Raw genomic sequence first — 23,365 nt, 5'->3', positions numbered from 1 at the left:
CTTCTCTACAGCAGGGTGGGCTGGCGTGGCGCCGGATCGGGCGCGGCCTTCGCCTTGGGGGCAGCATAGGTTTTGGCGGCGGGGCGCTCAAGGCCGGTGTCCATCACCGCGTCCACCACGCCGTCGCGGAAGTGGAGCGTCAGCGTCCCCGCGTCGCGTGCGGACCTGGCGGAGGCGAGCGTCTCGCCGCCGGGGCGGGCGGTGACGCGGGCATAGCCGCGGTCGAGGATCGCGTCGGGGTTGAGCGACTGGACGAGGCGCCAGGTCGCGTCGAGCTGCGCGCGTTTGGCTTCGAGTTTACGCTCGAGCGTGGCGGGCCGGAGTGCGGCGCCCGAGCGGTCGAGACTGCCGCGCGCCAAGGTCAGGCGACGCTCCAGCCCACGATCCAGACGCTGGCCGAAATCGTCCGCACGCTGGCGTTGCGGCCCGAGCAACTGGTCGCGCTTCGGCAGCAGCCGCGCCAGCGCGTCGAGGCGCTCGCGACCGCGCTCGACATGACGGCGGGCGCAGCGTTCGGTGCGGTTGCGGTGGCTGTCGATCGTCAGCCGCAGGTCGGCGAGCACCGGCACCGCGATCTCGGCCGCCGCGGTCGGCGTCGGCGCGCGGAGGTCGGCGGCGAAATCGCACAAGGTCGTGTCGGTCTCGTGGCCCACGGCGGAGATGATCGGGATCGTGCACGCCGCCACAGCACGCACGACGACCTCCTCGTTGAACGACCACAGATCCTCGACCGAGCCACCGCCGCGCGCGACGATCACGAGATCGGGCCGCGGTACCGGACCGCCGGGGACCAGCGCGTCGAACCCGCGGACGGCGGCGGCGATCTCGGCGGCGGAACCCTCGCCCTGCACCTTGACCGGCCAGACGATGACGTGCGTCGGGCAGCGATCCTCGAGCCGGTGGAGGATGTCGCGGATGACGGCGCCCGTCCCCGAGGTGACGACGCCGATCACCTTCGGCATGAACGGCAGCGCCTTCTTCCGCGTACCGTCGAACAGCCCCTCGCCCGCCAGCTTCGCCTTCAGCTTTTCGAGCAGCGCCATCAGCGCGCCCGCGCCTGCCAGCTCCATCCGCTCGATGACGATCTGGTATTTGGAGCGGCCGGGATAGGTGGTGAGCTTGCCGGTCGCGATCACCTCGATGCCGTCCTGCGGCACGAAGGCGAGGCTCGACGCATTGCCCTTCCAGATGACGCCGTCGATCACCGCCTGGTCGTCCTTGAGCGACATATAGCAATGCCCCGACGCGACGCGCTTCCAGCCCGAGATCTCGCCGCGCAGCCGGACATGGCCGAACTCGCCCTCGACCATACGCTTCAGCTTGAAGGCGAGTTCGCCGACCGACATCGCCAGTGCGTTGTCGCCGGGGACTTGCTCGGCTACCAGCCGCCCCATGTCGCTGGACAATTCATCGGAAAAGGGATCGGGCATGAACGTCCTGCTGCTGGGCTCGGGGGGTCGCGAACATGCGCTCGCGTGGAAGCTGGTGCAATCTCGCGGCCTCGATACGCTGTATGCCGCGCCGGGCAACCCCGGGATCGCGCGCATTGCGACGCTCGTGCCGCTGGATGCGACGGATCATGCCGCGGTCGTCGCGTTCGTGCGCGAGCATGAGGTCGGGCTGGTCGTGATCGGGCCGGAAGCGCCGCTGGTCGACGGGCTGGCGGACACTTGCCGCGCGGCGGACATTCCGGTGTTCGGGCCGTCGAAGGCGGCGGCGCAGCTCGAGGGGTCGAAGGGCTTCACCAAGGACCTGTGCCTGCGCGCCGGCATTCCGACCGCGGGCTATGTCCGCGTGAAGACCCGCGCAGAGGCGGATGCCGCGCTCGCCCGCACCTTCTCGCTGCCGGTCGTCATCAAGGCGGACGGCCTCGCTGCGGGCAAAGGCGTGGTCATCGCGTTCAGCGCCGCCGAGGCAGATGCCGCGCTCGACGCGCTGTTCGCCGACGGGGAAGCCGAGGCGGTGATCGAGGAATTCCTGGAGGGCGAGGAGGCGAGCCTTTTCGTGCTGACCGACGGCGTGGCGCTGATGCCGTTCGGCTCCGCGCAGGATCACAAGCGCGTTGGCGAGGGCGATACCGGGCCGAACACCGGCGGGATGGGCGCATACAGCCCAGCGCTCGTGCTGACGCCTGCGCTGGAAAAGCGCGCGATCGACGAGATCGTCGCGCCGACCGTCGCGGCGATGGCAGCGGAAGGCATGCCCTTCAGCGGCGTGCTGTATGCGGGGCTGATGCTGACGCCGCAGGGGCCGAAGCTGATCGAATATAATGCGCGGTTCGGGGATCCCGAGACGCAGGTGCTGATGATGCGCTTCCAGGGCGACCTGCTCGCGACGATGCTGGCGGTGGCGGAAGGACGGCTCGGCGATATGCCGGCGGCGAAGTTCAGCGACGAGACTGCGCTGACGGTGGTGATGGCGGCTGAGGGCTATCCGGGGACGCCCAAGGCGGGCGGCGCGATCGTCGGGCTGGATTCGGCGCGGGCGGCTGGCGGCACGGTGTTCCATGCGGGCACGCGGCTCGAGGACGGCGGGCTGGTCGCGTCGGGCGGGCGAGTCCTCGCGGTGACGGCGACCGGCGACGACGTCGCGACGGCGCAGGCGAACGCCTATCGCGCGGTCGAGGCGATCGATTTCGCGGAAGGCTTCTACCGCCGCGACATCGGCTGGCGCGAGATCGCGCGCGAGGCTTGATGCACGTCTGATCCTCCCCCGCCAGGGGGAGGTGGCTGGCGCTTGCCAGACGGAGGGGGAGGAAAGGGTAACCCCTGTTCCGCGTCCTCCCCCTCCGTCACCTTCGGCGACACCTCCCCCTGGCGGGGGAGGATCAGACATGGCTACCTAACCCAATTACCTCTCGCCGCCTCCCTCGCGTGGCGCTACGAGTATGAGCATGAACGAAACTTCCGCGACCTCCGCCTCGGGCATGAGCCTGCTGCCCGACGGCATCGCCACGCTGACCGCGATCCACTTCACGATCATCGCCGTGGTGGCGATGCTCGTCGTGATCGGCCTGATCTGGGGCATCAAGGCGAAACGCAGCCGCGTGAAGGCGTCGCGCGACGTGATCGCGAATGCCAAGGAAGCCGGCGTTGCTCCGGTACCGGTCGAGTCGCCGCGCGCGCCAGCTCCCGAGCCGGCACCCGTCGCGCTGGCTCCAGCCCCGCCGCACGGGGCCGAGCCGCGCAGGGCCGAGCAGTCCCAGACGCAAACGCGGACGGTCGCTCCTACCCCGGCACCATCGCCATCGCCCTCGCCCGCGCCATCGCCATCGCCATCGCCCACGATCGAGCGCACGGCCGCGCCCGCCGCGCCGCAGCCGCCGATCATCGACGAACCGGCCCCCGCCCCCACGCAGTTGGCGCCCAGCCCGGCTCCCGAGCCAGCGGTGCCGGCCCCGGCCGAATCCGCCCCGATCGCCCCTCCCGTGTCGGCGCAATCCTATGCCGATGGTCCGGTGACGCAGTTGAAGGGACTCGGGCCCAAGGTCGCGACGCAGCTCGGCGCGCTCGGCGTCACGACGGTCGGCCAGATGGCCGCGCTGTCGGAGAGCGAGGCGCAGTCGATCGACGCACAGCTCGGCAATTTCACCGGACGGATGGGGCGCGATCGCTGGATCGAACAGGCGCGGTTGCTGGCGGCCGGCGACAAGGCAGGCTTCGAGGCGGTGTTCGGCAAGCTGTAACCCGCGTCGGTCGATCGACCGGCAGCACGACACGCGCACGCGGCGGATGTCGATTGGCTCTATGCCGCGCGGGCGGCGACGGGCATGTCACGCGGTGTCGTACCTCGAAGTATGAGGGCGGTATTAGACAGGGCGATGAGTGCACATGCTGGCAATGATGAGTGCGATGCTGCTGACCACCGCGCCGGTGCTTCCGACGACCGGACCGGTCGCCGGACCGGTCGCTGTGCCCGGCGCGACGCCATCGCCGTTCGCCGGCGATTTCCCCGTACCGGCGTCGATCCCCGTAACAATTCCCGTATCGTTGCCGATATCGATGGCAACGTCCCCTTTGGCCCTGATCGGCTCGCTTCCAGCCGTCGAGTTTTCGCCGCAGGGGCTTCCCACGCAGGCGATTCCTCCGGTCGGCCCGCCACCGTTGCGCGCGCCACCCTTGCGCACGCCGGCGACCGAGCGTGGCACGCAGACCGACATCATCGTCACCGGCCGCAAGGAGAGCGCGAGCGATCCGCTGCGCGCGGCCAACGCCGAGTCGTTCGCGGTGACGCAGAAAGTCGACGACGCGGTGATCGGCCCGGTCGCGCGGACCTACAAGAAGACCGTGCCGAGCCCGATCCGGCGCGGCATCCACAATTTCCTCTACAATCTGCGCGAGCCGATCGTCTTCCTGAATTTCCTGCTGCAGCTCAAGCCGGGCAAGGCGGCGGAGACGGTCGGGCGGTTCGCGATAAACTCGACGATCGGCGCGGTCGGCGTGATCGACATGGCCAAGCGCAAGCCGTTCCGCCTGCCCAGGCGCTCGAACGGGTTCGCCAACACGCTCGGCTATTACGGCGTGAAGAACGGCCCGTTCCTGTTCCTGCCGCTGGTCGGACCGACGACGGTGCGCGACCTTCTCGGCGGCGCGGTCGATCGCCTGATCCTGCCGGTCGGCGTCGGCAAGCCGTTCACCAGCGCGACCTACACGATTCCCGCGGGTATCCTCGGTGCGCTCGATCACCGGTCGGAGTTCGATCAGACGCTCAAGGACCTGCACAACAATTCGCCCGATCCGTACGCGGCGACGCGGGCCTTTTATCTCAACCGGCGCCAGGCGGAGATCGACCATCTCCACGGGCGCGTCGAGGGCGATCCGGCGGGCATGTCGGGGCCGCCGCCGAGCGTGGTGCCGTTCGTGCCGAAGTATCTGGAGCCGGGCGCCGCGGCCGATTCGGGGACGGTCTCGGCGGTGCCGGGCGAGAGTTCCAGCGGTGCGCCTGCCGTCGATGTGCCGGCGGCGGCGCCCGCGGTGGCGGCTCCCGGCGTTGGTGTACCTGCGGCGGCGCCCGCGACTGCTGCTCCCGGTGGCGACGCGACTAGCGGATCCGAAGCTCGTCCCTGAACGAAGGAGGTGCCTTACCCCCCCTCTCCGTTCGTGCTGAGTAGAGACCGAGTAGCTCCGTCAGGAGCGTATCGAGGGCTCGTATCGAAGCACAGGTTCCGCGCGCCAACCTGTCCTTCGATACGCCGCTTCGACAAGCTCAGCAGCCACTCAAGACGAACGGAGGGGCGCCCCAACGCTCGTCACCCCAGCGTACGCTGGGGTCTCCTGATTGGGATAGATCGCGCATCAAACGGGGATATCCCAGCTTCCGCTGGGATGACGGGATTTGGAGGCGGCAGGCTCGCCCATGCACCGTGAGTTCTCCTGGCAACGCAGGAGAACCTTCCCCTCAGACTTCACTCACCAGCAGCTTGTCGATGCGCCGCCCATCCAGATCGACGATCTCGAACTTCCACCCCTGCTCGACGAAGCTCTCGCCCTCCCCCGGCAGATGGCGGAACACCGACAGCGCCAGCCCGGCAACCGTCGCGTAGTCGCGGTCCTCGGGCAGGTCTATACCGAGGCGATCGGCCAGCGAATCCGCCGCCATCGTCCCCGCCACCAGCAGCGAGCCGTCGTCGCGGACCACCACCGAGGGCGCGTCGTCCGGATCCGAGTCCGACTTGAACTCGCCGGCGATCGCCGCGAGCAGGTCGGCCGGCGTGACGATGCCTTCGAAATGGCCGTATTCGTCGTGGATCAGCGCCATCGGCACCTCGGCCTCACGCAGCGCCAGCAGCGCGTCCATCGCGTCGATCTGGTCGATCACGACCGGCGCCTTGCGCATCAGCGCGCGCAGGTCGATCGGTTCGCCGCGGAACAGCGCCGCGGCGATGTCGCGCGCCTGGACCACGCCCTTGACCGCGTCGATCGAGCCTTCGCCGACCGGCAGGCGGGTGTGCTGCGACGCGAGCAAAGTTTCGCGGATCTCGTCGGGGCCCCAGTCGCAGTCGAGCCAGTCGATCTCGGTGCGCGGCGTCATCACTTCGCGGACCGGGCGGTCGGCGAGGCGGACGACGCCCGAGATGATCGAACGCTCATGCTCCTCGATGATCCCCGACTTCGACGCCTCGGCGACGATCATGTGGAGCTCTTCGGCGGTAACGTGTTCTTCCGATTCGCGGTTGAGCCGAAGCAGCTTGAAGATCAGCGCGCTGGTCGAATCGAGCACCAGCACGATCGGCGCGGTGCCGATCGCGAGCCAGCGCATCACCGGCGCCATGAACGAGGCGATCGCCTCTGGCGCCCGGAGCGCGAACTGCTTGGGGACCAGCTCGCCGATGATCAGCGACGCATAGGTGGTCAGGCCGATGACGATCGCGAACCCGACGGTCTCGGCGGTCGAGGCGGACAGCCCCCAGGCCTGCAGCCGCGCGGCGGTCGGCATGCCGAGGCTGGAGCCCGAATAGGCACCGGCCAGGATGCCGATCAGCGTGATCCCGATCTGGACCGTCGACAGGAACTTGCCCGGGTCGGCCGCGAGCACCAGCGCGGCGCGCGCGCCCTTCTTGCCTTGGCGCGCCATCGCCTCGAGCCGCGCTTTCCGCGCGGAGACGATCGCGAGCTCGCTCATCGCGAACACACCGTTCAACGCGACCAGCGCGAGGATGATCGCGACGTCGATCCAGGGGAAGGGGGGAAGCGGTGCCATTGGCTCGCCGTCTCTTTGCAGGACAACGGCCCGTCGCACAACCGTCCTTGCACATGCTCGACATTACGCCACCAAGATGGTCAGGCTCGGTTCAGTGCGCAGGCGGAACAATCGTCGCTACACCGGGTTATCGGCCGTATCGGGCATAACGCCGTCATCGATCATGTCTCAGGGAGTTTATCTATGAAAACCAAGATGTTCGCAGGTGCCGCAATCGCCGCATTGATCGCCACCAGCGGCTGCACCACCGATCCGGAGACCGGTCGCCAAACCATCTCGAAGACTGCCCTGGGCGGCATCGGCGGTGCACTCGGCGGCTATCTGCTCGGCGACGTGGTCGGCGGTCGTCGCGACCGGACCGAAAAGCTGCTGGGTGCGGGCATCGGTGGCCTGGCGGGTGCGGGCATCGGCGCGTACATGGACAAGCAGGAGCGCGACCTGCGCGCGCGCACCGCAGGGACCGACGTGCAGGTGATCCGCCAGGGCGACGACCTGGTGCTCAACATCCCGTCGGGCATCACCTTCGCCTATGATAGCGCGACGGTGCAGCCGCAGTTCCAGCGTACGCTCGACCAGGTCGCGGATACGCTGTCGCAGTATAACCAGACCTATATCGACGTGTACGGCCACACCGATTCGACCGGCAGCGACGCGTACAACCAGACGCTGTCGGAACGCCGGGCGCGCTCCGTCGCGGACTATCTGGCGGGCCACGGCGTCCAGACGGCCCGTATCGGCACGCGCGGTTACGGCGAGACGCAGCCGATCGCGTCGAACGATACCGATGCGGGCCGGGCTGCGAACCGTCGCGTCGAAGTGAAGATCGTCCCGATCACGCAGAGCGACATGCGATAATAAACGCCCTTGCGATCCTCCCCCGCCAGGGGGAGGTGTCGCCGAAGGTGACGGAGGGGGAGGACACGGAACAGCGGTTTCCCTTTCCTCCCCCTCCGTCTGGCAAAGGCCAGCCACCTCCCCCCTGGCGGGGGAGGATCTTTTTCAGAAGAGTCGTCCGCCGTTCGGTACGTCTTGGCTCGGCGATATCAGCACGACCTTCCCATCCGCGTCGGGGAAGCCAAGCGTCAGAACCTCCGACATCATCGGGCCGATCTGGCGCGGCGGAAAGTTGACCACCGCCGCAACTTGGCGGCCGACCAGTGTTTCCGGCGTATAGTGCTCGGTGATCTGCGCGGAGGAGCGCTTCACGCCGATCTCCGCGCCAAAATCGATCCGGAGCTTGAACGCGGGCTCGCGCGCTTCGGGAAAGGGTTCGGCATCGACGATCGTGCCGACGCGGATGTCGACCTTCTCGAAGTCTGCGAACGCGATCGGGTCAGAAATCGACATTGTCGTAGTGCGCCGGGGGTGAGATCAGCTCCATTCGTTCGGACAGCAGCGGGCGGAAGCTCGGCCGGCTCTTGAAGCCGCGATACCAGCGCGCGGTCTGGTCGTGGCCCTTCCAGTCGATCCCGCCGAGATAATCGGTGACCGAAATCTGTGCGGCGGCCGCGAGATCGGCGAGGCTCATCGTCGCGCCGCCGAGCCAGTTCCGGTGATCGAGCAGGTAATCCATATAGTCGAGATGCCCGACCGCGGCCTTCATCGCCTCACGCAGACCCTTGGCGTCGGGCGCGGCGCGGTGCGCGAGGCGCTTGACCATCCGCTCGTGGAGCAGCGGTCCGGTAACGTCGCGGTAGAAATGCGTGTCGAACCACGTAACCAGCCGGCGGATCTCGGCGCGATTGGTCGCGGTGCCGTTGATCATCGCCGCCTTCTCGACGGTTTCCTCGAAAAACTCGCAGATCGCCATCGAATCGATCAGCGGGGCCACGCCGCGCGACGCGTCGACCATCACCGGGGTCTGGCCGGCGGGGTTCATGTCCATGAACTCGTCGCGGCGATCCCAGGGCGATTCGCGGACGAGTTCGTATCCGACCCCCTTCTCGCCCAGCAGCAGACGCACCTTTCGCGAGAAGGGACACAGGGGAAATTGATAAAGCTGCCACATGCGCCTCGTTTAGGCGGTGGGGGGCAGCTGTGTCACTAGCGCGGGTTGGTCGGCGTTGCGTTTGTGGCAAGAAGATTTTGTTCGCGCAGAGGCGCAGAGAGCGCGGAGGTGTTGCGCTTGTCGCGAAGCGCGCATGTGAACAAGGTCCGTTGGCATGCAAGCAGCCCGTTCCGGGCGAAACCCCTCGGCGTCCTCTGCGCCTCTGCGCCTCTGCGCGAAACCAACTTATTACACCCTTCCAGCGAAGGCCGGGGGCCAGTTGGAAAGGTCGCCGTAACGAAGCGCTCTCCTTCGTTTGCGACGTCCCCCAACTGGGCCCCGGCCTTCGCCGGGGTGGTGTTTGTGTGGCGTCGTTTACTCCGCCGCGACTAACTCCGCGCTGTCATCCAACGGATGGCTCAGCCGCGTCAGCATTTCCTTCGGCACGATCTGCCAGAAATGCGGCGCGACCCGGTCCCAGTCCTCGAGCAGGCCCTTCGACCATTTGCTGTCGGTGGTGTCGGCGTGATCGCGAACGAGGTCGAGCAGGACGTCGGCCCAGTGGAGCGATTTCACGCGGTCCCAAGTGATGTTCTCGGGGTTGGCGCGCTTTTCGAACGTGCCGTCGGGATCGTAGACGAACGCCATCCCCCCGGTCATGCCCGCGCCGAAGTTCGCGCCGACCTTGCCCAGCACCACCGCGATGCCGTTGGTCATGTATTCGCACCCGTTCGCGCCGCAGCCTTCGACGACCACGCTCGCGCCCGAATTGCGCACCGCGAACCGCTCGCCCGCCTGCCCCGCCGCGAACAGCCGTCCGCTGGTCGCGCCGTACAGCACGGTGTTGCCGATGATCGTGTTGTCCTGGCTCGCGAGCGGCGAACTCACCGCCGGCCGCACGATGATCGTACCGCCCGAAAGCCCCTTGCCGACATAGTCGTTCGAATCGCCGAACACTTCGAGCGTGATCCCCTTGCACAGGAACGCACCGAGCGACTGCCCCGCGCTCCCCCGCAGGCGGATCGTGACGTGATCGTCCGCCAGCGTCGACATGCCGAACTTCCGCGTGATCTCGCTCGACAGCCGCGTACCGACCGCACGGTGCGTGTTGCGCACCGAATAGGTGAGCTGCATCTTCTCGCCGCGCGAGAATACCGCCGCCGCGTCCTTGATGATCTGCGCGTCGAGGCTGTCGGGCACCTCGTTGCGGAACGTCGACAGCGAGAACCGCCGCTGAGAATCGTCCGCGTCGACCTTCGCCAGGATCGGGTTGAGATCGAGGTCGTCGAGATGCTCCGCCCCGCGGCTGACCTGGCGCAGCAGCTCGGTCCGGCCGATCACGTCGTCGAGGCTCTTCACGCCGAGCCGCGCAAGGATGTCGCGCACCTCCTCGGCGATGAAGGTCATCAGGTTGATCACCTTCTCCGGCGTCCCCACGAACTTCTGCCGCAGCGCATCGTTCTGCGTGCAGATCCCGACCGGGCACGTGTTCGAATGGCACTGCCGGACCATGATGCAGCCCATCGCCACCAGCGACAACGTGCCGATCCCGAACTCCTCCGCGCCGAGGATCGCGGCGATCACGATGTCGCGCCCGGTCTTGAGGCCCCCATCCGTGCGCAGCCGCACACGACCGCGCAGGCCGTTGAGCGTCAGCACCTGGTTGACCTCCGACAGCCCCATTTCCCACGGCGTGCCGGCATATTTGATCGACGTCTGTGGGGAAGCGCCTGTCCCACCGACATGGCCGGCGATCAGGATCACGTCGGCATGTGCCTTGGCGACGCCCGCAGCCACGGTGCCGATGCCCGCCGACGAGACTAGCTTCACGCAGACGCGAGCGCGCGGATTGATCTGCTTCAGGTCGTAGATGAGCTGCGCCAGATCCTCGATCGAGTAGATGTCGTGATGCGGCGGCGGCGAGATCAGCGTCACGCCGGGCGTCGCATGACGCAGTTTGGCGATGAACTCGGTCACCTTGAAGCCGGGCAACTGCCCGCCCTCGCCGGGCTTGGCGCCCTGTGCGACCTTGACCTCGATCTCCTCGCACGCGTTCAGATATTCCGCGGTGACGCCGAAGCGGCCGCTCGCGATCTGCTTGATCGTCGAGTTCGCATTGTCGCCGTTCGCGTATGGCACGAAGCGCGACTTGTCCTCGCCGCCCTCGCCCGACACCGCCTTCGCGCCGATCCGGTTCATCGCGATCGCCAGCGTCTCGTGCGCCTCGGGCGACAGCGCCCCTAACGACATGCCCGGCGTCACGAAGCGCTTGCGGATCTCGGTGATCGCCTCGACCTGGTCGACTGGAACGCCCTCCGCGGGGAAGTTGAACTGGAGCAGATCGCGTAAGTACACCGGCGGCAGGTCGGACACCCCGCGCGAGAATTGCAGATAGCTCGTATAGCTGTCGGTCGCGACCGCGGTCTGGAGCAGGTGCATCAGTTGCGCGGAATAGGCGTGCGTCTCGCCGGTGTGACGCTGGCGATAGAAGCCGCCGATCGGCAACGTCGCCACCGCCGGATCGAACGCTGCCTCGTGACGGTCGGTCGCGTTGACGTGCAGCGACGCATAGCCCTCGCCGCTGATCTTCGCGGGCATGCCGGGGAACAGGTCGTTGACCAGGCTGCGCGACAGCCCGACGGCTTCGAAATTATACCCGCCGCGGTAGGACGAGATGACCGCGATGCCCATCTTCGACATGATCTTGAGCAACCCCTCCTCAACCGCGACGCGGTGGCGGCGGAGGCATTCGGCCAGCTCCAGATCGCCGAACAGCCCGCGCGACTGCCGATCAACGATCGCGGCTTCGACCAGATACGCGTTCACGGTGGTCGCGCCGACGCCGATCAGCACGGCGTAATAATGCGTGTCGAGGCACTCAGCCGAACGGACGTTGATCGACGCGTAGGAGCGCAGGCCCCGCCGCACGAGATGCGTATGGACGGCCGCCACCGCGAGCACCCCGGCGATACCGACACGGTCCTCGGAAATCGCCTCGTCGGTGAGGAAGATCTCGCTCTTGCCCTGCCGCACCGCCTGTTCGGCCTCGTTGCGGATCCGCTGGATCGCCGCGCGCAGCTTCTCCGGTCCGCCGCCAACCTCGAACGTGCAGTCGATCTCGGCGACCGCATTGCCAAAATGCGCCTTCAGCCGCGCCCAATGCTCGCCCGTCAGCACCGGCGAATCGAGCACCAGAACGCGCTCGCGCTGGTCGCGCACGTCGAGGATGTTGGCCAGATTGCCGAACCGCGTCTTGAGCGACATCACGTGCCGCTCGCGCAACGGGTCGATCGGTGGGTTGGTGACCTGCGAGAAGTTCTGGCGGAAGAACTGGCTGATCAGCCGCGGCTTGTCCGAGATCACCGCGAGCGGCGTGTCGTCACCCATCGATCCGATCGCTTCCTTGGCGGATTCGACCATCGGCGACAAGATCAGCTCCATGTCCTCCATCGTCTGGCCCGCCGCGACCTGACGACGCGCGAGCTCGGCGCGATCGTAGCGCACCACCGCATCCTCGACCGACGGGAGGTCGGCGAGCGTGTGGAATTCGCCGATCATCGCGGCGTAATCCGCCTCGCCCGAGATGCGATCCTTCACTTCGCGATCCTGGAGCAGCCGCCCTTCGTCGAGGTCGACCGCGATCATCTCGCCCGGTCCCAGGCGGCCCTTGGCGACGATCGTGGACTCAGGAACGACGACCATGCCGCTCTCCGACCCGACGATCAGCAGACCGTCAGAGGTCAGCGTATAACGCAGCGGCCGCAGCGCGTTGCGGTCCATGCCCGCGACCGCCCAGCGGCCATCGGTCATCGCCAGCGCGGCGGGGCCGTCCCACGGCTCCATGACGGACGCGAGATACTGGTACATCGCGGTATGCTCGGGCGGCATGTCCGGGCTCGCGGCTTCGGGCACGAGCATCAGCTTGGCGGTCGGCGCATCGCGGCCCGACCGGCAGATCGCCTCGAACACCGCGTCCAATGCCGCGGTGTCGGACGCACCGGCGGGGATCACCGGCTTGATGTCCTCGGAATTGTCGCCGAACGCGAGGCTCGCCATGCGAATCTCGTGGCTCAGCATCCAGTTCTTGTTGCCGCGGATCGTGTTGATCTCGCCGTTATGCGCGAGGCAGCGGAACGGTTGCGCCAGCCACCATTGCGGGAAGGTGTTGGTCGAATAGCGCTGATGGAAGATCGCGACGCGCGATTCGAAGCGCTGGTCGCACAGGTCCGGGTAGAATACCGACAGCGATTCGGCGAGGAACAGCCCCTTGTAGATGATCGAACGGCACGACAGCGAACAGATGTAGAAGCCCTGAATCTGCGCCGCGATCACGCGCTTCTCGATCCGCCGGCGGACCAGATACAGCGTCTTCTCGAACTCGGCGGCGTCCTGTTCCTCGGGCAGCGGCCCGGCGATCATGATCTGCTCGATCTCGGGACGCGTCGCCTGCGCCTTCTGGCCGATCACCGACACGTCGACCGGCACCTGGCGCCAGCCATAGATGGTATAGCCCGCCTCGATGATCGCGCTCTCGACGATCGTCCGGCAATCCTCCTGCGCGCCGAGATCGGTACGCGGCAGGAAGATCATGCCGACCGCGAGCCGGTTCGGACGCACCTTGTGGCCCGAGGCGGCGACCGCATCGTCGAAGAACCGCAGCGGCAGGTCGATGTGCAGCCCCGCGCCGTCCCCCGTCTTGCCGTCGGCATCGACCGCGCCGCGGTGCCACACCGCCTTCAGCGCATCGACCGCCGACTGCACCACGCGCCGCGACGCGCGTCCGTCGGTGGCGGCGACGAGGCCGACGCCGCACGCATCGCCCTCATATTCGGGGCGGTACATGCCTTCAGCAGCGAGGCGGGCGCGTTGATCGATCATCGGGGAACCCTGTTCGTTGCTCATGCCGCCACCTTCGCGTTCGCCGCCTTGGTCTTCAGCCATTTGTGCATTGTCGCCGCCACATCGCGGCCGTCGCGGATCGCCCACACCACCAGGCTCGCGCCGCGGACAATGTCCCCCGCCGCGAACACGCCATCGAGCGAGGTCATCAGCGTCTTGCCGTCGACAAGGACGGTACCCCAGCGGCTAACGCCCAGCTCAGGGGTCGCAAACAAGCTTGGCAGGTCCTCGGCATCGAAACCGAGCGCCTTGATGACGAGATCGGCGTTCACCGAATAATCGCCCGCGGGATCGGGTTCGGGCGCGCGGCGGCCGCTCGCGTCAGGCGCACCGAGACGCATTTTCCGTACCTTCACGCTCGACACCATGTCACCGCCATCGAAGCTCTGCGGCCCCGACAGCCAGACGAACTCGACGCCCTCCTCCTCGGCGTTGGCCACCTCCCGCTGCGAGCCGGGCATGTTGGCGCGGTCGCGGCGGTAAAGGCATTTCACCGACTTGGCGCCCTGGCGGATCGCCGTGCGGACGCAGTCCATCGCGGTGTCGCCGCCGCCGATCACGACGACGTCCTTGCCCTCGGCATTGAGGCTGCCGTCGTCAAATGCAGGGACCGCGTCGCCAAAGCCCTTGCGGTTCGAGGCGACGAGGAAGTCGAGCGCTGGGACCACGCCGTTCGACCCGCCACCCGGCAGGTCCATCGCACGCGCCTTGTACACGCCGGTCGCGATCAGGATCGCGTCGTGGCGCTGGCGGAGATCGTCGAGGCTCGCATCGTGACCGACCGCGAAGCCCTCGTGGAAGACGATGCCCGCCGCCTTGAGCCGCTCGACGCGGCGCATGACGATCGGCTTTTCGAGCTTGAAGCCTGGGATGCCGTAGGTGAGCAATCCGCCGGCGCGATCGTAGCGATCGTAGACATGAACGTCATAGCCGTGCCCACGCAGATATTCCGCTGCGGTCAGGCCAGCCGGCCCCGCGCCGATCACGCCGACCGACTGGCCGCGCGATTTGCCGGGGACCAGCGGCTCGACCCAGCCATTTTCCCAGGCGGTGTCGGTGATGAACTTCTCGACCGAGCCGATCGTAACGGCGCCGTGTCCGGTGAACTCGATGACGCAATTGCCTTCGCACAACCGGTCCTGCGGGCAGATCCGGCCGCAGATCTCGGGCATCGTTGAGGTCGCGTTGCTGAGTTCGTACGCCTCGCGGAGGCGCCCTTCCGCGGTCAACCGGAGCCAATCGGGAATGTGGTTGTGCAGCGGGCAATGGACCGAGCAATACGGTACGCCGCACTGCGAGCAGCGCCCGGCCTGCTCTTCAGCGGGTTCGACCGCATAGCGTTGCGCGATTTCACGGAAATCGTCGGCCCGCTCTTCCGCGGTGCGCTTGGCGGGATAGGATTGCTCCCGGCCGACAAATTTGAGCATCGAATCGTTCGCCATGATAGCCTCCGACAGCCGCGTTATTGCGCGATCGGAGGCTTGTCATGGCTAAAACAGCATTTAGGTAAGCTATACTGCCTGATAAAACTTAATAATTACCAGGTTTTCTGATAGACGGTCTCGACAAGTCTTATTGATGCCGAAGCGGACCTACTTGCTGAGCAGCCAGATTAGCGCTGCCGAACCCGCCACCACCCGGTACAAGGCGAACGGCACGAACCCGTGCTTCGTGACGATCCCGACGAACCACTTTACCACCAGCAGCGCAACGACGAACGACACCGCGGCACCGATCGCGATCGCGCCCAGCCCGACGCCGCCACCGCTCGCGATCGCCTCGCGGTTCTTCAGCAGTTCGAGCGCACTCGCGCCCAGCATCGTCGGGATCGCGAGAAAGAAGCTGAACTCCGCCGCAGTGCGCCGCTCGACGCCCAGCGCCAGCGCGCCGAGGATGGTCGCGCCCGACCGGCTGACGCCCGGGATCATCGCAAGACACTGGAGGAAGCCGATCCCGATCACGGTCTTCAGCGGGATGTCCGCGACGCCGCTAATGTCGCTGCGCGGCGCGAACCGCTCGACCGCGAGGATCGCGAAGCCGCCCACGATCAGCGCAATCGCGACGACCTCGGCATTGCCGAGCAGCGCCTCGATATACTTATGCAACGCCAACCCGATCACCGCCGCCGGAATAAAGGCCACGACCAGGTTGCGCAGGAACAGCCACGACTTGGGCTCGCGCTTGATCAGCCCCATGCCGACCGCCCAGAACGTCCGCCAGTACAGCACGACGATCGCGAGGATCGCGCCGAGCTGAATGACGACGTTGAACACCTCCCAGCGCCCCGCATCATAACCCAGCAGCCGCGTCGCCAGGATCAGATGCCCGGTCGACGAGACAGGCAGGAATTCGGTGATCCCCTCGACGATGCCGAGGAGGATGACGGTAAGAAGTTCGGTCAAGCAGGCGCTCCGGCGTCGCGGGTGTTAGGAAAGACGTAGCACGGGCGGGTTCAGCTTGGGTGGACTTCCGCGCGCGTTTCGGCGCGCCGACCGAACCGTCCGGCCTTGCGAAAACGCACCAGCCAGCCCGGCGCGACCGTCGACAACGGCGTCGCTTCGATCCCGAACGCCGCCAGCCCGTCGGCGCCGGTGACGACATTGTCACTCTGCAGCATCGTCCACTGGTCCTTGGTGATCGGCGCCCCCGGCAGGAAACCGGCTCTCGCGATCAGCGCGCCGGCAAAGTCCGGAAGCTCCACAATCGACGGATTACGGCCGATCGTCTTTGCGATCCAGCGGATCAGATTCCCCATCGTGATGATGTCGGGCCCGCCGAGTTCCAGCGTCTGCCCGCCGAACGTCTCGGGCGCCGACGCCGCCGCGACGATCGCATCGGCGACATTGCCGACGAAAACCGGCTGGAACTTCGCCCCGGCGCGCAGCACAGGCACCACCGGCGCCTTGGCGATCATGCCGGCAAAGCGATTCACGAACTGGTCTTCCTGGCCGAACACGATTGACGGCCGCAGGATCGTCGCGGTCGGGAACGCCGCGAGCACGGCCGCCTCGCCCTGCCCCTTCGACTTGCCGTAGGCCGAGGCGGACTCCGGATCCGCACCGATCGCCGAGACATGCACCAGCGCACCGACACCGGCCTCGGCCGCAGCCTTTGCGACCGTCTGCGCGCCGAGCGCCTGGATCCGCTGGAAATCGCCGGCGAGCACGCCGACCAGATTGACCACCACGTCCGAGCCTTGGACCGCATGCGCGATCGTCTCGGGCTTGGTGACGTCGGCGCCGACGAACTGCGTCTGGCCGAGCCCGCCGAGCGGTTTCAGGAAGAACGCCTGCCGCGGATCGCGCTGCGCGATGCGGACACTCGCGCCCGACGCCAGCAGCGCCTGCGCGACATAGCGGCCGACGAAACCGCCGCCCCCGATCAACGTCACCAGTTTGTCGTTCATCGCCCGTCCGTCCACTTTGTTTTACCTGCCCATTCGCGAATAACCCCTTGCCCCAGCAAGAGGCGTGTTGACAAGCATCGCGACCCTCCACTAGAGGCGCCCTCCTACCCCGTGCCCGGATGGCGGAATTGGTAGACGCACCAGCTTCAGGTGCTGGCGATCGCAAGGTCGTGGAGGTTCGAGTCCTCTTCCGGGCACCAGGGTCCCCCCGTTGGGGGGGGGCCCATGCGATCCCTCATAGATTAACGAGGGCGCGGCATTTTCCTGCGGCGAAACGACTCCGGAAAAAGCACTGCACGTCAGCGCCTCAACTCAATATTTCCAATCCCAAGCCCTTCGTCCTGGCTTTCCTGAACCGGCCCCACCGCCCTCTGCGAGGCCCATCTACGCTCCACGCTGGCACGCGCCATTGACGACTTTGCCGATCTCGACAGCATGTTCGCAATACAGACGACAAATTCGGCTCTTTTGGCAGAAGTTTCTTTGGCAGAAGTTTCGATAAATTGCGCTGCCTCAGGCTACTGGATTCATCCGCTCTAGAAAATTCTTAGTGACCGCTAATTTTCTAATATGACACGTCTGCGGCAGGCGCTTGTTCTACCATTTCATTCCACCGAAGCATTGCTTCTTGTAATGCTGTTTTTTGCTTCTCAACGGAGTACGTCGTGTTTCTCGAGCTGACCGACGAGGAAGAGTTGAACCTTGATACTGCCGTCGAGGCCTCGGAGATAATCGGGGTCCAGCTTGACGAGCTAGACGAAGGCTTCCTTCGCGAGTTGGTCGACGCGTTCGCTGTTATCGCTGCGGAATACGGTGGGGAAGCGCAAGAGGTGGTGCGCAATATCCCGTATGGTCTCTATCTCGAAGAAGCGCTCGCCGCCGACGAACCGGTGAGGTTGGCCGAACTAGAGGCATTGCGCGACGCGAGAGATGGAATGCGAGGGCACCAACGCGAGAATTATGTAAGGTCACGCCACCGGTGCCGACATCTTGTCGTCAGTGGCGACCGATACGAATTTTCTACGGATTTGAGTGCGCAGCTTCGGCCTTTGTGGGGCACCGTTTTCCAACGCGGTTGGGATCGGATTCACGCGGCCGAATAGGTCGGTTTCGCCAGAGAGACAGACGCCGATCCTTGCTCCGCGACCCGGTCCCTTTGGGTGCGATTCACCCGCAAATCGTTTCTATCGACTGCGCGCTAAAGACAAATCGGCAGCCGCTAATCTCGGCCGCCAAGTCTTTCATGGTCCGCACGAACTCACGTGCACAACAGGATCAGAACGGCAGCCAGCGGCTTTTGTGCGTAAGATTCATGTATCCGACGTTCACACCTGCGCGCCAGCCGACACCGAGGCGGATCGGGATCAGCACGACGTTGCCGCGCCGAAGATAGGTCGCGGCAAACCCCCCAACGAGGTAGAGGCGCCCCTCCACAGCGGGAAACCGCTTGAAGAGTTCTTCCGTGTCATAAAGATTGTAGACCAGCACAAAGACCTTGTTCGCGTCGCCGCCAACGTCGAACCCAACCGATGGCCCGGTCCAGTACACCGGCTGCTGGCCCTCGACCTTGTGGCTCATGATGCCCGAGCCGTAGCGCACGCCGAGAATGAACGCCCCCGAGGCTTCGCGGCCCGCAATATACGCATTGGGCTGCCCTTGGTCCTTCAGGATATTTTCGAGCAACCCGCCAAGTCCGGCCGCCCCCTTGCCGAAAACGCCTTCGCCCGCAGCCAGCAAGTCATCGCGCTCATAGGTATCGGCCGCCTGCATCGTAGCTTCGGCGCGCGTTTCCGGTGCCTGCGCATTTGCAGGGGGCAGCGGCGCGGGCACGGGCTCTGCTTGAACCGGGGTTTCGGGGTAGGCGGGCCGCGATGGCTGGGTCGTCACCTGCCCGCGCGCCGGGGACGAATACGCTTGCGGGGCGAGATCACCGTCGATCGCCTGATTGGGATCGATCGTGCGGACCTGCGCCGATACGGTGCCGCCGCAAAGGGCTGCCGCAAAGGCACCCAAGCCAAGCCAGAAGCTGCGCATGTCGATCGATCCCCAAATACCTGCCGTCGGTGGATTAACCAACGTCTGTCTTGCGGCGCAATGAACGAACGGGATGCGCGTGTCGAATTCGGGCGAATTCGGGATGAACGACGGGTTTGTGAACCACGCCCACCGCGCCGCCCCAACGAGCAGAGGGGAATTCACACGACACCTTATTACTACCGTTGCTCCATACGCCGACCCTCGCTATAGCCCCGCATCTGCTGCAGCCGGAGACGTGGGTGAGTGGCTGAAACCAGCGGTTTGCTAAACCGCCGTACCGGGTTTACTGGTACCGAGGGTTCGAATCCCTCCGTCTCCGCCAAACTATGCCAAATCGGTTTGCCCTTCGGGATCCCTCATTCCCAGCATGACTGGCTATGGTGTGAGGCATCGGACGGGTCGGCTGCTAATACGCATCTCTTACCGATAGTCTTAGACCGTCGCTGCTGGAACGGTGAGCGGCAAAACGTTCAGTGCGTGGCTCTGATGCATAATATCGCAATATGGCGTGCATCCGCCCCAAGCGGCTGCACGGGGCATCACAGCATGAAGCTAGCTGCTCTTCCCATAAATCATCCGAAACGCACTGCGAGTCCGTCGTGGAAGCGTTAGCGGATCACGCGCGTGACGTGGCCCATCTTTCGGCCCGGACGCGCTGTGCCCTTACCATAGAGGTGGAGGTGCGCGCCTGGTTCGGCGAGCAACTCCGCCCAATGGTTCGCGTCGTTGCCGATCAGGTTTTCCATCGTCGCTTCACGCCCGGTCAGCGTCGTTGCGCCCAGCGGCAGGCCACAAATCGCGCGAATGTGGTTTTCGAATTGCGAGCATTCGGCGCCTTCGATCGTCCAATGGCCGGAATTGTGCACGCGCGGTGCCATCTCGTTGAAGACCGGGCCGTCGGCGCCGACGAAGAACTCGCAGGCCAGCACGCCGACATAGTCGAGTTCGGCTGCGATCCGTTCGGCGAGCGCGGCGGCCTCGTCGGCCTGAGCCAGCACGGGAGCGGGTGCGGGGACGGTCGAGTGGCGGAGGATCGCATCCCGGTGGACGTTGAGCGGCGAATCATATCGTGCCGTGCGCCCGTCGTGGCCCCGCGCGATCAGGATCGAGAATTCATGGTCGAAGGGAACGAACGCTTCGAGGACCGCGGGGCCGCCGATCGTGTTCCAGGCGGCCTGCGCGCCATCCGGAGCGTCGATCTTGACCTGGCCTTTGCCGTCATAGCCGAACCGGGCGGTCTTGAGGATGGCGGGCGTGCCGATCGCCTTCAGGCCTGCCTGCAAGCTTTCGAGGCTGTCGACTGCGGCCCAAGGCGCCGGGCGGCCGCCGACGCTCTCCACGAAGCGTTTCTCGCCGATCCGCTCCTGAGCGACGCGGAGCGCGCGCGGGCTCGGGTGGACGGGGACGCGGTCGGCGAGCCATTCGACCGGCTCGACGTCGATGTTTTCGAACTCGTAGGTCACGACGTCGCAGGCATCGGCAAAGTCGGCGAGCACGATGCGGTTGTGATAGTCGGCGCGCGTCATCGTCGAGGCGGACTGCGCGGCGACGCTCTCCTGGTCGGGCGCGAGCACGTGCGTGTGATGGCCGAGCTGCGCCGCGGCGGTGGCGAGCATGCGGCCGAGCTGGCCGCCGCCGAGGATGCCGATGGTCGATCCGGGAGGAAGCGGCGTCATGTCAGCGTCTTTCAGGCTATCGTCTTCAGGCGGGGTCGGTGGCGACGGCGTCGGTTTGTGCGGCGCGCCAGGCTTTGAGGCGTTCGGCCAGCGCATCGTCGGACGTCGCGAGGATCGCCGCGGCGAGCAGCCCCGCGTTGATCGCGCCGGGCTTGCCGATCGCGAGCGTGCCGACGGGGATACCGCCGGGCATCTGGACGATCGAGAGCAGGCTATCCATCCCCTTCAGCGCCTTCGATTCGACGGGCACGCCGAGCACCGGGAGATGCGTCATCGAGGCGGCCATACCGGGGAGATGCGCCGCGCCGCCGGCGCCTGCGATCACCACCTTCAGGCCGCGATCGGCGGCGGTGGTCGCATAGTCGTAGAGGCGTTGCGGGGTGCGGTGGGCGGAGACGACCTTGGTCTCGTAAGCGACGTCGAGCGCGTCGAGCGTCTCGGCGGCGTGGCGCATCGTCTCCCAATCGGAAGTGCTGCCCATGATGATGCCGACTAGAGCCATTTCCGTCCCCGGATCAAAGGAGCGCCGTGCCTAGCGATGGGCGGGGGTTAGGGCAACCGTCGCCCGACTTCCGCCCCTCCTCCGTCATCCTGGGCTCGACCCAGGATCCAGAGCCACGAATGCCGCCGCCCTTGGCTCTGCATCCTGACTTTCGTCAGGATGACGGGGGGTGTAGGTATCAGCGCTCGCTCAGGTAATACCGGTCAGTGGCGTTCAGGTCCGAATCAAGTTCGTAGACGATCGGCTGGCCGGTCGGGATCTCGAGGCTGGTGATCTCGTCGTCGGGGATGTTGGAGAGGTGCTTGACCAGCGCGCGGAGCGAGTTGCCGTGCGCGGATATCAGGATGCGCTGGCCGTCCTTCAGCGCGGGGGCGATGCGCTCGTCCCAGTAGGGGAGGACGCGAGCGATGGTGTCCTTGAGGCTCTCGGTCTTGGGGATCGCGATGCCGTCGTAGCGGCGGTCCTTCGACAGGTCGAAGGCGCTGCCGTCCTCCAGCACGGGGGGCGGGACGTCGAAGCTGCGGCGCCAGGTGTGGACCTGCGCATCGCCGTGCTTGGCCGCGGTCTCCGCCTTGTCGAGCCCGGTGAGGCCGCCATAATGCCGTTCGTTCAGGCGCCAGTCCTTCTCGACCGGGAGCCAGAGCCGGCCCATCGCCTCCAGTGCGATGTTGAGCGTCTTGATCGCCCGCGTCTGGAGGCTGACGAAGGTCTGGTCGAAGTCGAGGCCCTTGGCGGCCATCAGTTCGCCTGCGGCCTTGGCCTCGGCCTCGCCCTTGGCGGTCATGTCGACGTCCCACCAGCCGGTGAAGCGGTTCTCGAGGTTCCAGGTGGACTGGCCGTGGCGGATCAGGACTAGGGTCGGCATGCGGGCTCCTGCGATGGCGGGACTGAAACGAAAAACGCGATGCCCCTCTATCCGTCATCCTGACGAAAGTCAGGATCCAGAGCCAAGAAGGACGGCGCCCTGTCACCCTGGGTCCTGACTTTCGTCAGGATGACGGTAGATCGAGGGCGATGCGGGCAGTCAGATTTCGTCGATCATGTCGGCGAGCGTCTCCAGCATCGCATGCGCAAGCTGTTTCGAGCGCTGGGGCGACCAGCCGAATTCGGGATCAGCGTTGGCATCGTGATCTTTGAACGGCATTTCCAAGGTCATCGACACCGCGCCGAAGCGCTCGGCGAGCTGATTGGTCGACATCGACAGGTTCGCGGTGCCAGCCGCGGACTTGGGATAGCCCTTTTCGGTCTGGAAATCGGGCGTGTGCGCGGCGAGCCGCCGGCCGTATTCGTAGAATTTGTCGCCATGCGCGTCGGTCCAGGACGGGATGCCTTCGAAACCTGCGATGAAGTTTGCAGGGATTGCCTCGTCGCCGTGGATGTCCATCGCGACGTCGACGCCGGTCTGGTCCATCGCGTTACGCACGCACAGGACTTCGGGGCTCTTCTCAGTGCTGGGCGTGTGCCATTCGCGGTTGAGATTCACCCCCACCGCGTTGGTGCGCAGATGACCGCGGCGCGTGCCGTCGGGGTTCATATTGGGGACGATGTTGAAGGTCGCCTTCGCGAGCAGATCGGCGGTGATCGGGTCGGCCGAATCGGTGAGCCGCTCCAGCGCGCCTTCCATCCACCATTCGGTCATCGATTCGCCGGGATGCTGGCGCCCGTAGATCCAGACCTGCTTCGGGCCGTTGCCGATCGTGAAGCAGTCGATCGCCTGACCGTCGAGCGACTGGCCGAGTTCGCGGTGCGCGACGCCCGGCAACAGCGCGGTACGGGCCACCAGCGCCTCGTGCATTTCCATCGTGTACGGCGCGAAATAGGCGAACCAGGCGAGATCGGTATCGGCGGTGAAATCGAATTCGAGCACGCCGTCCGCATAGCGCGTCTCGATCATCCGCCATGCCTGGCGATCGGTGCTGGCGCGGGTCTTGTAGCCCGGCCAGCCGAACGGATAGGCCGACTTGCCCGCGTTGAGGATACGATAGGTCAGCGTCCGGCCTGCCGCGCCCGCCACGCGGAAATAGAACCACTGGAAGAAGTCGGACTGGTGATCCGTGACGATCTCCAGGTCGATTCGGTCCCCGTCGATGGCGACAACACGGATGTTGCCGCCATCGAAGGCTGCGTTGATGGTAACGGGAGTAGCGGCGGGACTCATA

At 66.1% G+C, this 23,365-nt stretch carries 18 protein-coding genes and 2 tRNA genes; 7 read left to right on the top strand and 13 right to left on the bottom strand.

Annotated features, from left to right (window positions below; all coding sequences use genetic code 11):
- Positions 1 to 5: 5 nt before the first annotated feature.
- A complete protein-coding gene (gene xseA / locus U1737_RS12355; protein ID WP_332796976.1) occupies positions 6 to 1,430 on the bottom strand; it encodes an exodeoxyribonuclease VII large subunit in 1,425 nt (474 codons plus the stop codon).
- On the opposite strand from xseA, the gene purD reads away from it, so the two are divergent.
- The 3 genes from purD (at position 1,429) to U1737_RS12340 (ending at position 5,066) form a co-directional block, all read left to right on the top strand.
- On the top strand, positions 1,429 to 2,694 hold the full coding sequence (gene purD, locus U1737_RS12350; protein ID WP_248523706.1) for a phosphoribosylamine--glycine ligase: 1,266 nt from the start codon (positions 1,429 to 1,431) through the stop codon (positions 2,692 to 2,694). The two genes, xseA and purD, sit on opposite strands and share 2 nt — an antisense overlap.
- A gap of 199 nt (positions 2,695 to 2,893) precedes the next feature.
- The gene (locus tag U1737_RS12345; RefSeq protein ID WP_282580561.1) at positions 2,894 to 3,685 is read left to right on the top strand and encodes a helix-hairpin-helix domain-containing protein; all 792 of its coding nucleotides are present in this window, start codon (positions 2,894 to 2,896) and stop codon (positions 3,683 to 3,685) included.
- Between the two features lie 145 nt (positions 3,686 to 3,830).
- Positions 3,831 to 5,066, top strand: coding sequence for an MlaA family lipoprotein (locus U1737_RS12340; protein WP_248523704.1), 1,236 nt, complete (start codon positions 3,831 to 3,833; stop codon positions 5,064 to 5,066).
- A gap of 331 nt (positions 5,067 to 5,397) precedes the next feature.
- Here the strand turns inward: U1737_RS12340 and U1737_RS12335 are convergent, their stop codons facing one another.
- Entirely contained in the window at positions 5,398 to 6,699 is a 1,302-nt protein-coding gene (locus U1737_RS12335; protein WP_248523702.1) for a hemolysin family protein, read from the bottom strand.
- A 183-nt stretch (positions 6,700 to 6,882) separates the two neighbouring features.
- On the opposite strand from U1737_RS12335, the gene U1737_RS12330 reads away from it, so the two are divergent.
- Complete coding sequence (locus tag U1737_RS12330; protein ID WP_187504477.1) at positions 6,883 to 7,554, top strand: YiaD family glycine zipper/OmpA-like lipoprotein; 672 nt, start codon at positions 6,883 to 6,885, stop codon at positions 7,552 to 7,554.
- 144 nt (positions 7,555 to 7,698) lie between these two features.
- Here the strand turns inward: U1737_RS12330 and U1737_RS12325 are convergent, their stop codons facing one another.
- From U1737_RS12325 to U1737_RS12300, 6 genes are all read right to left on the bottom strand, one after another.
- A complete protein-coding gene (locus tag U1737_RS12325; protein WP_332796975.1) occupies positions 7,699 to 8,046 on the bottom strand; it encodes a tRNA-binding protein in 348 nt (115 codons plus the stop codon).
- Positions 8,033 to 8,707, bottom strand: a complete 675-nt coding sequence (locus tag U1737_RS12320) for a glutathione S-transferase family protein (protein ID WP_187504475.1) — start codon at positions 8,705 to 8,707, stop codon at positions 8,033 to 8,035. Before U1737_RS12320 ends, U1737_RS12325 begins: the two co-directional genes overlap by 14 nt.
- Positions 8,708 to 9,061: 354 nt before the next feature.
- Positions 9,062 to 13,564 (bottom strand): glutamate synthase large subunit, encoded by a 4,503-nt coding sequence (gene gltB / locus U1737_RS12315; protein WP_332797097.1) that lies wholly within the window; start codon positions 13,562 to 13,564, stop codon positions 9,062 to 9,064.
- Between the two features lie 20 nt (positions 13,565 to 13,584).
- Complete coding sequence (locus U1737_RS12310; RefSeq protein ID WP_332796974.1) at positions 13,585 to 15,027, bottom strand: NAD(P)-dependent oxidoreductase; 1,443 nt, start codon at positions 15,025 to 15,027, stop codon at positions 13,585 to 13,587.
- A gap of 150 nt (positions 15,028 to 15,177) precedes the next feature.
- Entirely contained in the window at positions 15,178 to 15,987 is an 810-nt protein-coding gene (locus U1737_RS12305) for an undecaprenyl-diphosphate phosphatase (RefSeq protein WP_332796973.1), read from the bottom strand.
- Between the two features lie 50 nt (positions 15,988 to 16,037).
- Positions 16,038 to 16,991, bottom strand: a complete 954-nt coding sequence (locus U1737_RS12300) for a complex I NDUFA9 subunit family protein (RefSeq protein WP_332796972.1) — start codon at positions 16,989 to 16,991, stop codon at positions 16,038 to 16,040.
- Positions 16,992 to 17,104: 113 nt separating this feature from the next.
- On the opposite strand from U1737_RS12300, the gene U1737_RS12295 reads away from it, so the two are divergent.
- Both U1737_RS12295 and U1737_RS12290 read left to right on the top strand, forming a co-directional pair.
- Positions 17,105 to 17,191 (top strand) — tRNA-Leu (locus U1737_RS12295).
- 465 nt (positions 17,192 to 17,656) lie between these two features.
- On the top strand, positions 17,657 to 18,094 hold the full coding sequence (locus U1737_RS12290) for a hypothetical protein (RefSeq protein ID WP_332796971.1): 438 nt from the start codon (positions 17,657 to 17,659) through the stop codon (positions 18,092 to 18,094).
- 172 nt (positions 18,095 to 18,266) lie between these two features.
- On the opposite strand, the gene U1737_RS12285 is transcribed toward U1737_RS12290, so the two are convergent.
- Entirely contained in the window at positions 18,267 to 19,025 is a 759-nt protein-coding gene (locus U1737_RS12285) for a DUF1134 domain-containing protein (protein ID WP_332796970.1), read from the bottom strand.
- A gap of 232 nt (positions 19,026 to 19,257) precedes the next feature.
- Here U1737_RS12285 and U1737_RS12280 point away from each other — a divergent pair.
- Positions 19,258 to 19,350: transfer RNA gene (locus U1737_RS12280), tRNA-Ser, on the top strand.
- A 286-nt stretch (positions 19,351 to 19,636) separates the two neighbouring features.
- Here the strand turns inward: U1737_RS12280 and U1737_RS12275 are convergent.
- The 4 genes from U1737_RS12275 to U1737_RS12260 form a co-directional block, all read right to left on the bottom strand.
- Positions 19,637 to 20,704 (bottom strand): 5-(carboxyamino)imidazole ribonucleotide synthase, encoded by a 1,068-nt coding sequence (locus U1737_RS12275; protein ID WP_332796969.1) that lies wholly within the window; start codon positions 20,702 to 20,704, stop codon positions 19,637 to 19,639.
- A gap of 25 nt (positions 20,705 to 20,729) precedes the next feature.
- A complete protein-coding gene (purE, locus tag U1737_RS12270) occupies positions 20,730 to 21,206 on the bottom strand; it encodes a 5-(carboxyamino)imidazole ribonucleotide mutase (RefSeq protein WP_248524056.1) in 477 nt (158 codons plus the stop codon).
- Between the two features lie 178 nt (positions 21,207 to 21,384).
- Positions 21,385 to 22,071, bottom strand: coding sequence for a 2,3-diphosphoglycerate-dependent phosphoglycerate mutase (gene gpmA, locus U1737_RS12265; RefSeq protein ID WP_248524058.1), 687 nt, complete (start codon positions 22,069 to 22,071; stop codon positions 21,385 to 21,387).
- A 159-nt stretch (positions 22,072 to 22,230) separates the two neighbouring features.
- Positions 22,231 to 23,364, bottom strand: coding sequence for a M14 family metallopeptidase (locus tag U1737_RS12260; protein ID WP_248524060.1), 1,134 nt, complete (start codon positions 23,362 to 23,364; stop codon positions 22,231 to 22,233).
- Between the last annotated feature and the right edge of the window lies 1 nt (position 23,365).

The sequence above is a fragment of the Sphingomonas fucosidasi genome (assembly GCF_036663855.1).
GTDB lineage: Bacteria > Pseudomonadota > Alphaproteobacteria > Sphingomonadales > Sphingomonadaceae > Sphingomonas > Sphingomonas faeni_B.
The sequence above is the reverse complement of the archived record's forward strand: the minus strand, read 5'-3'. Positions and strand labels throughout refer to the sequence as shown.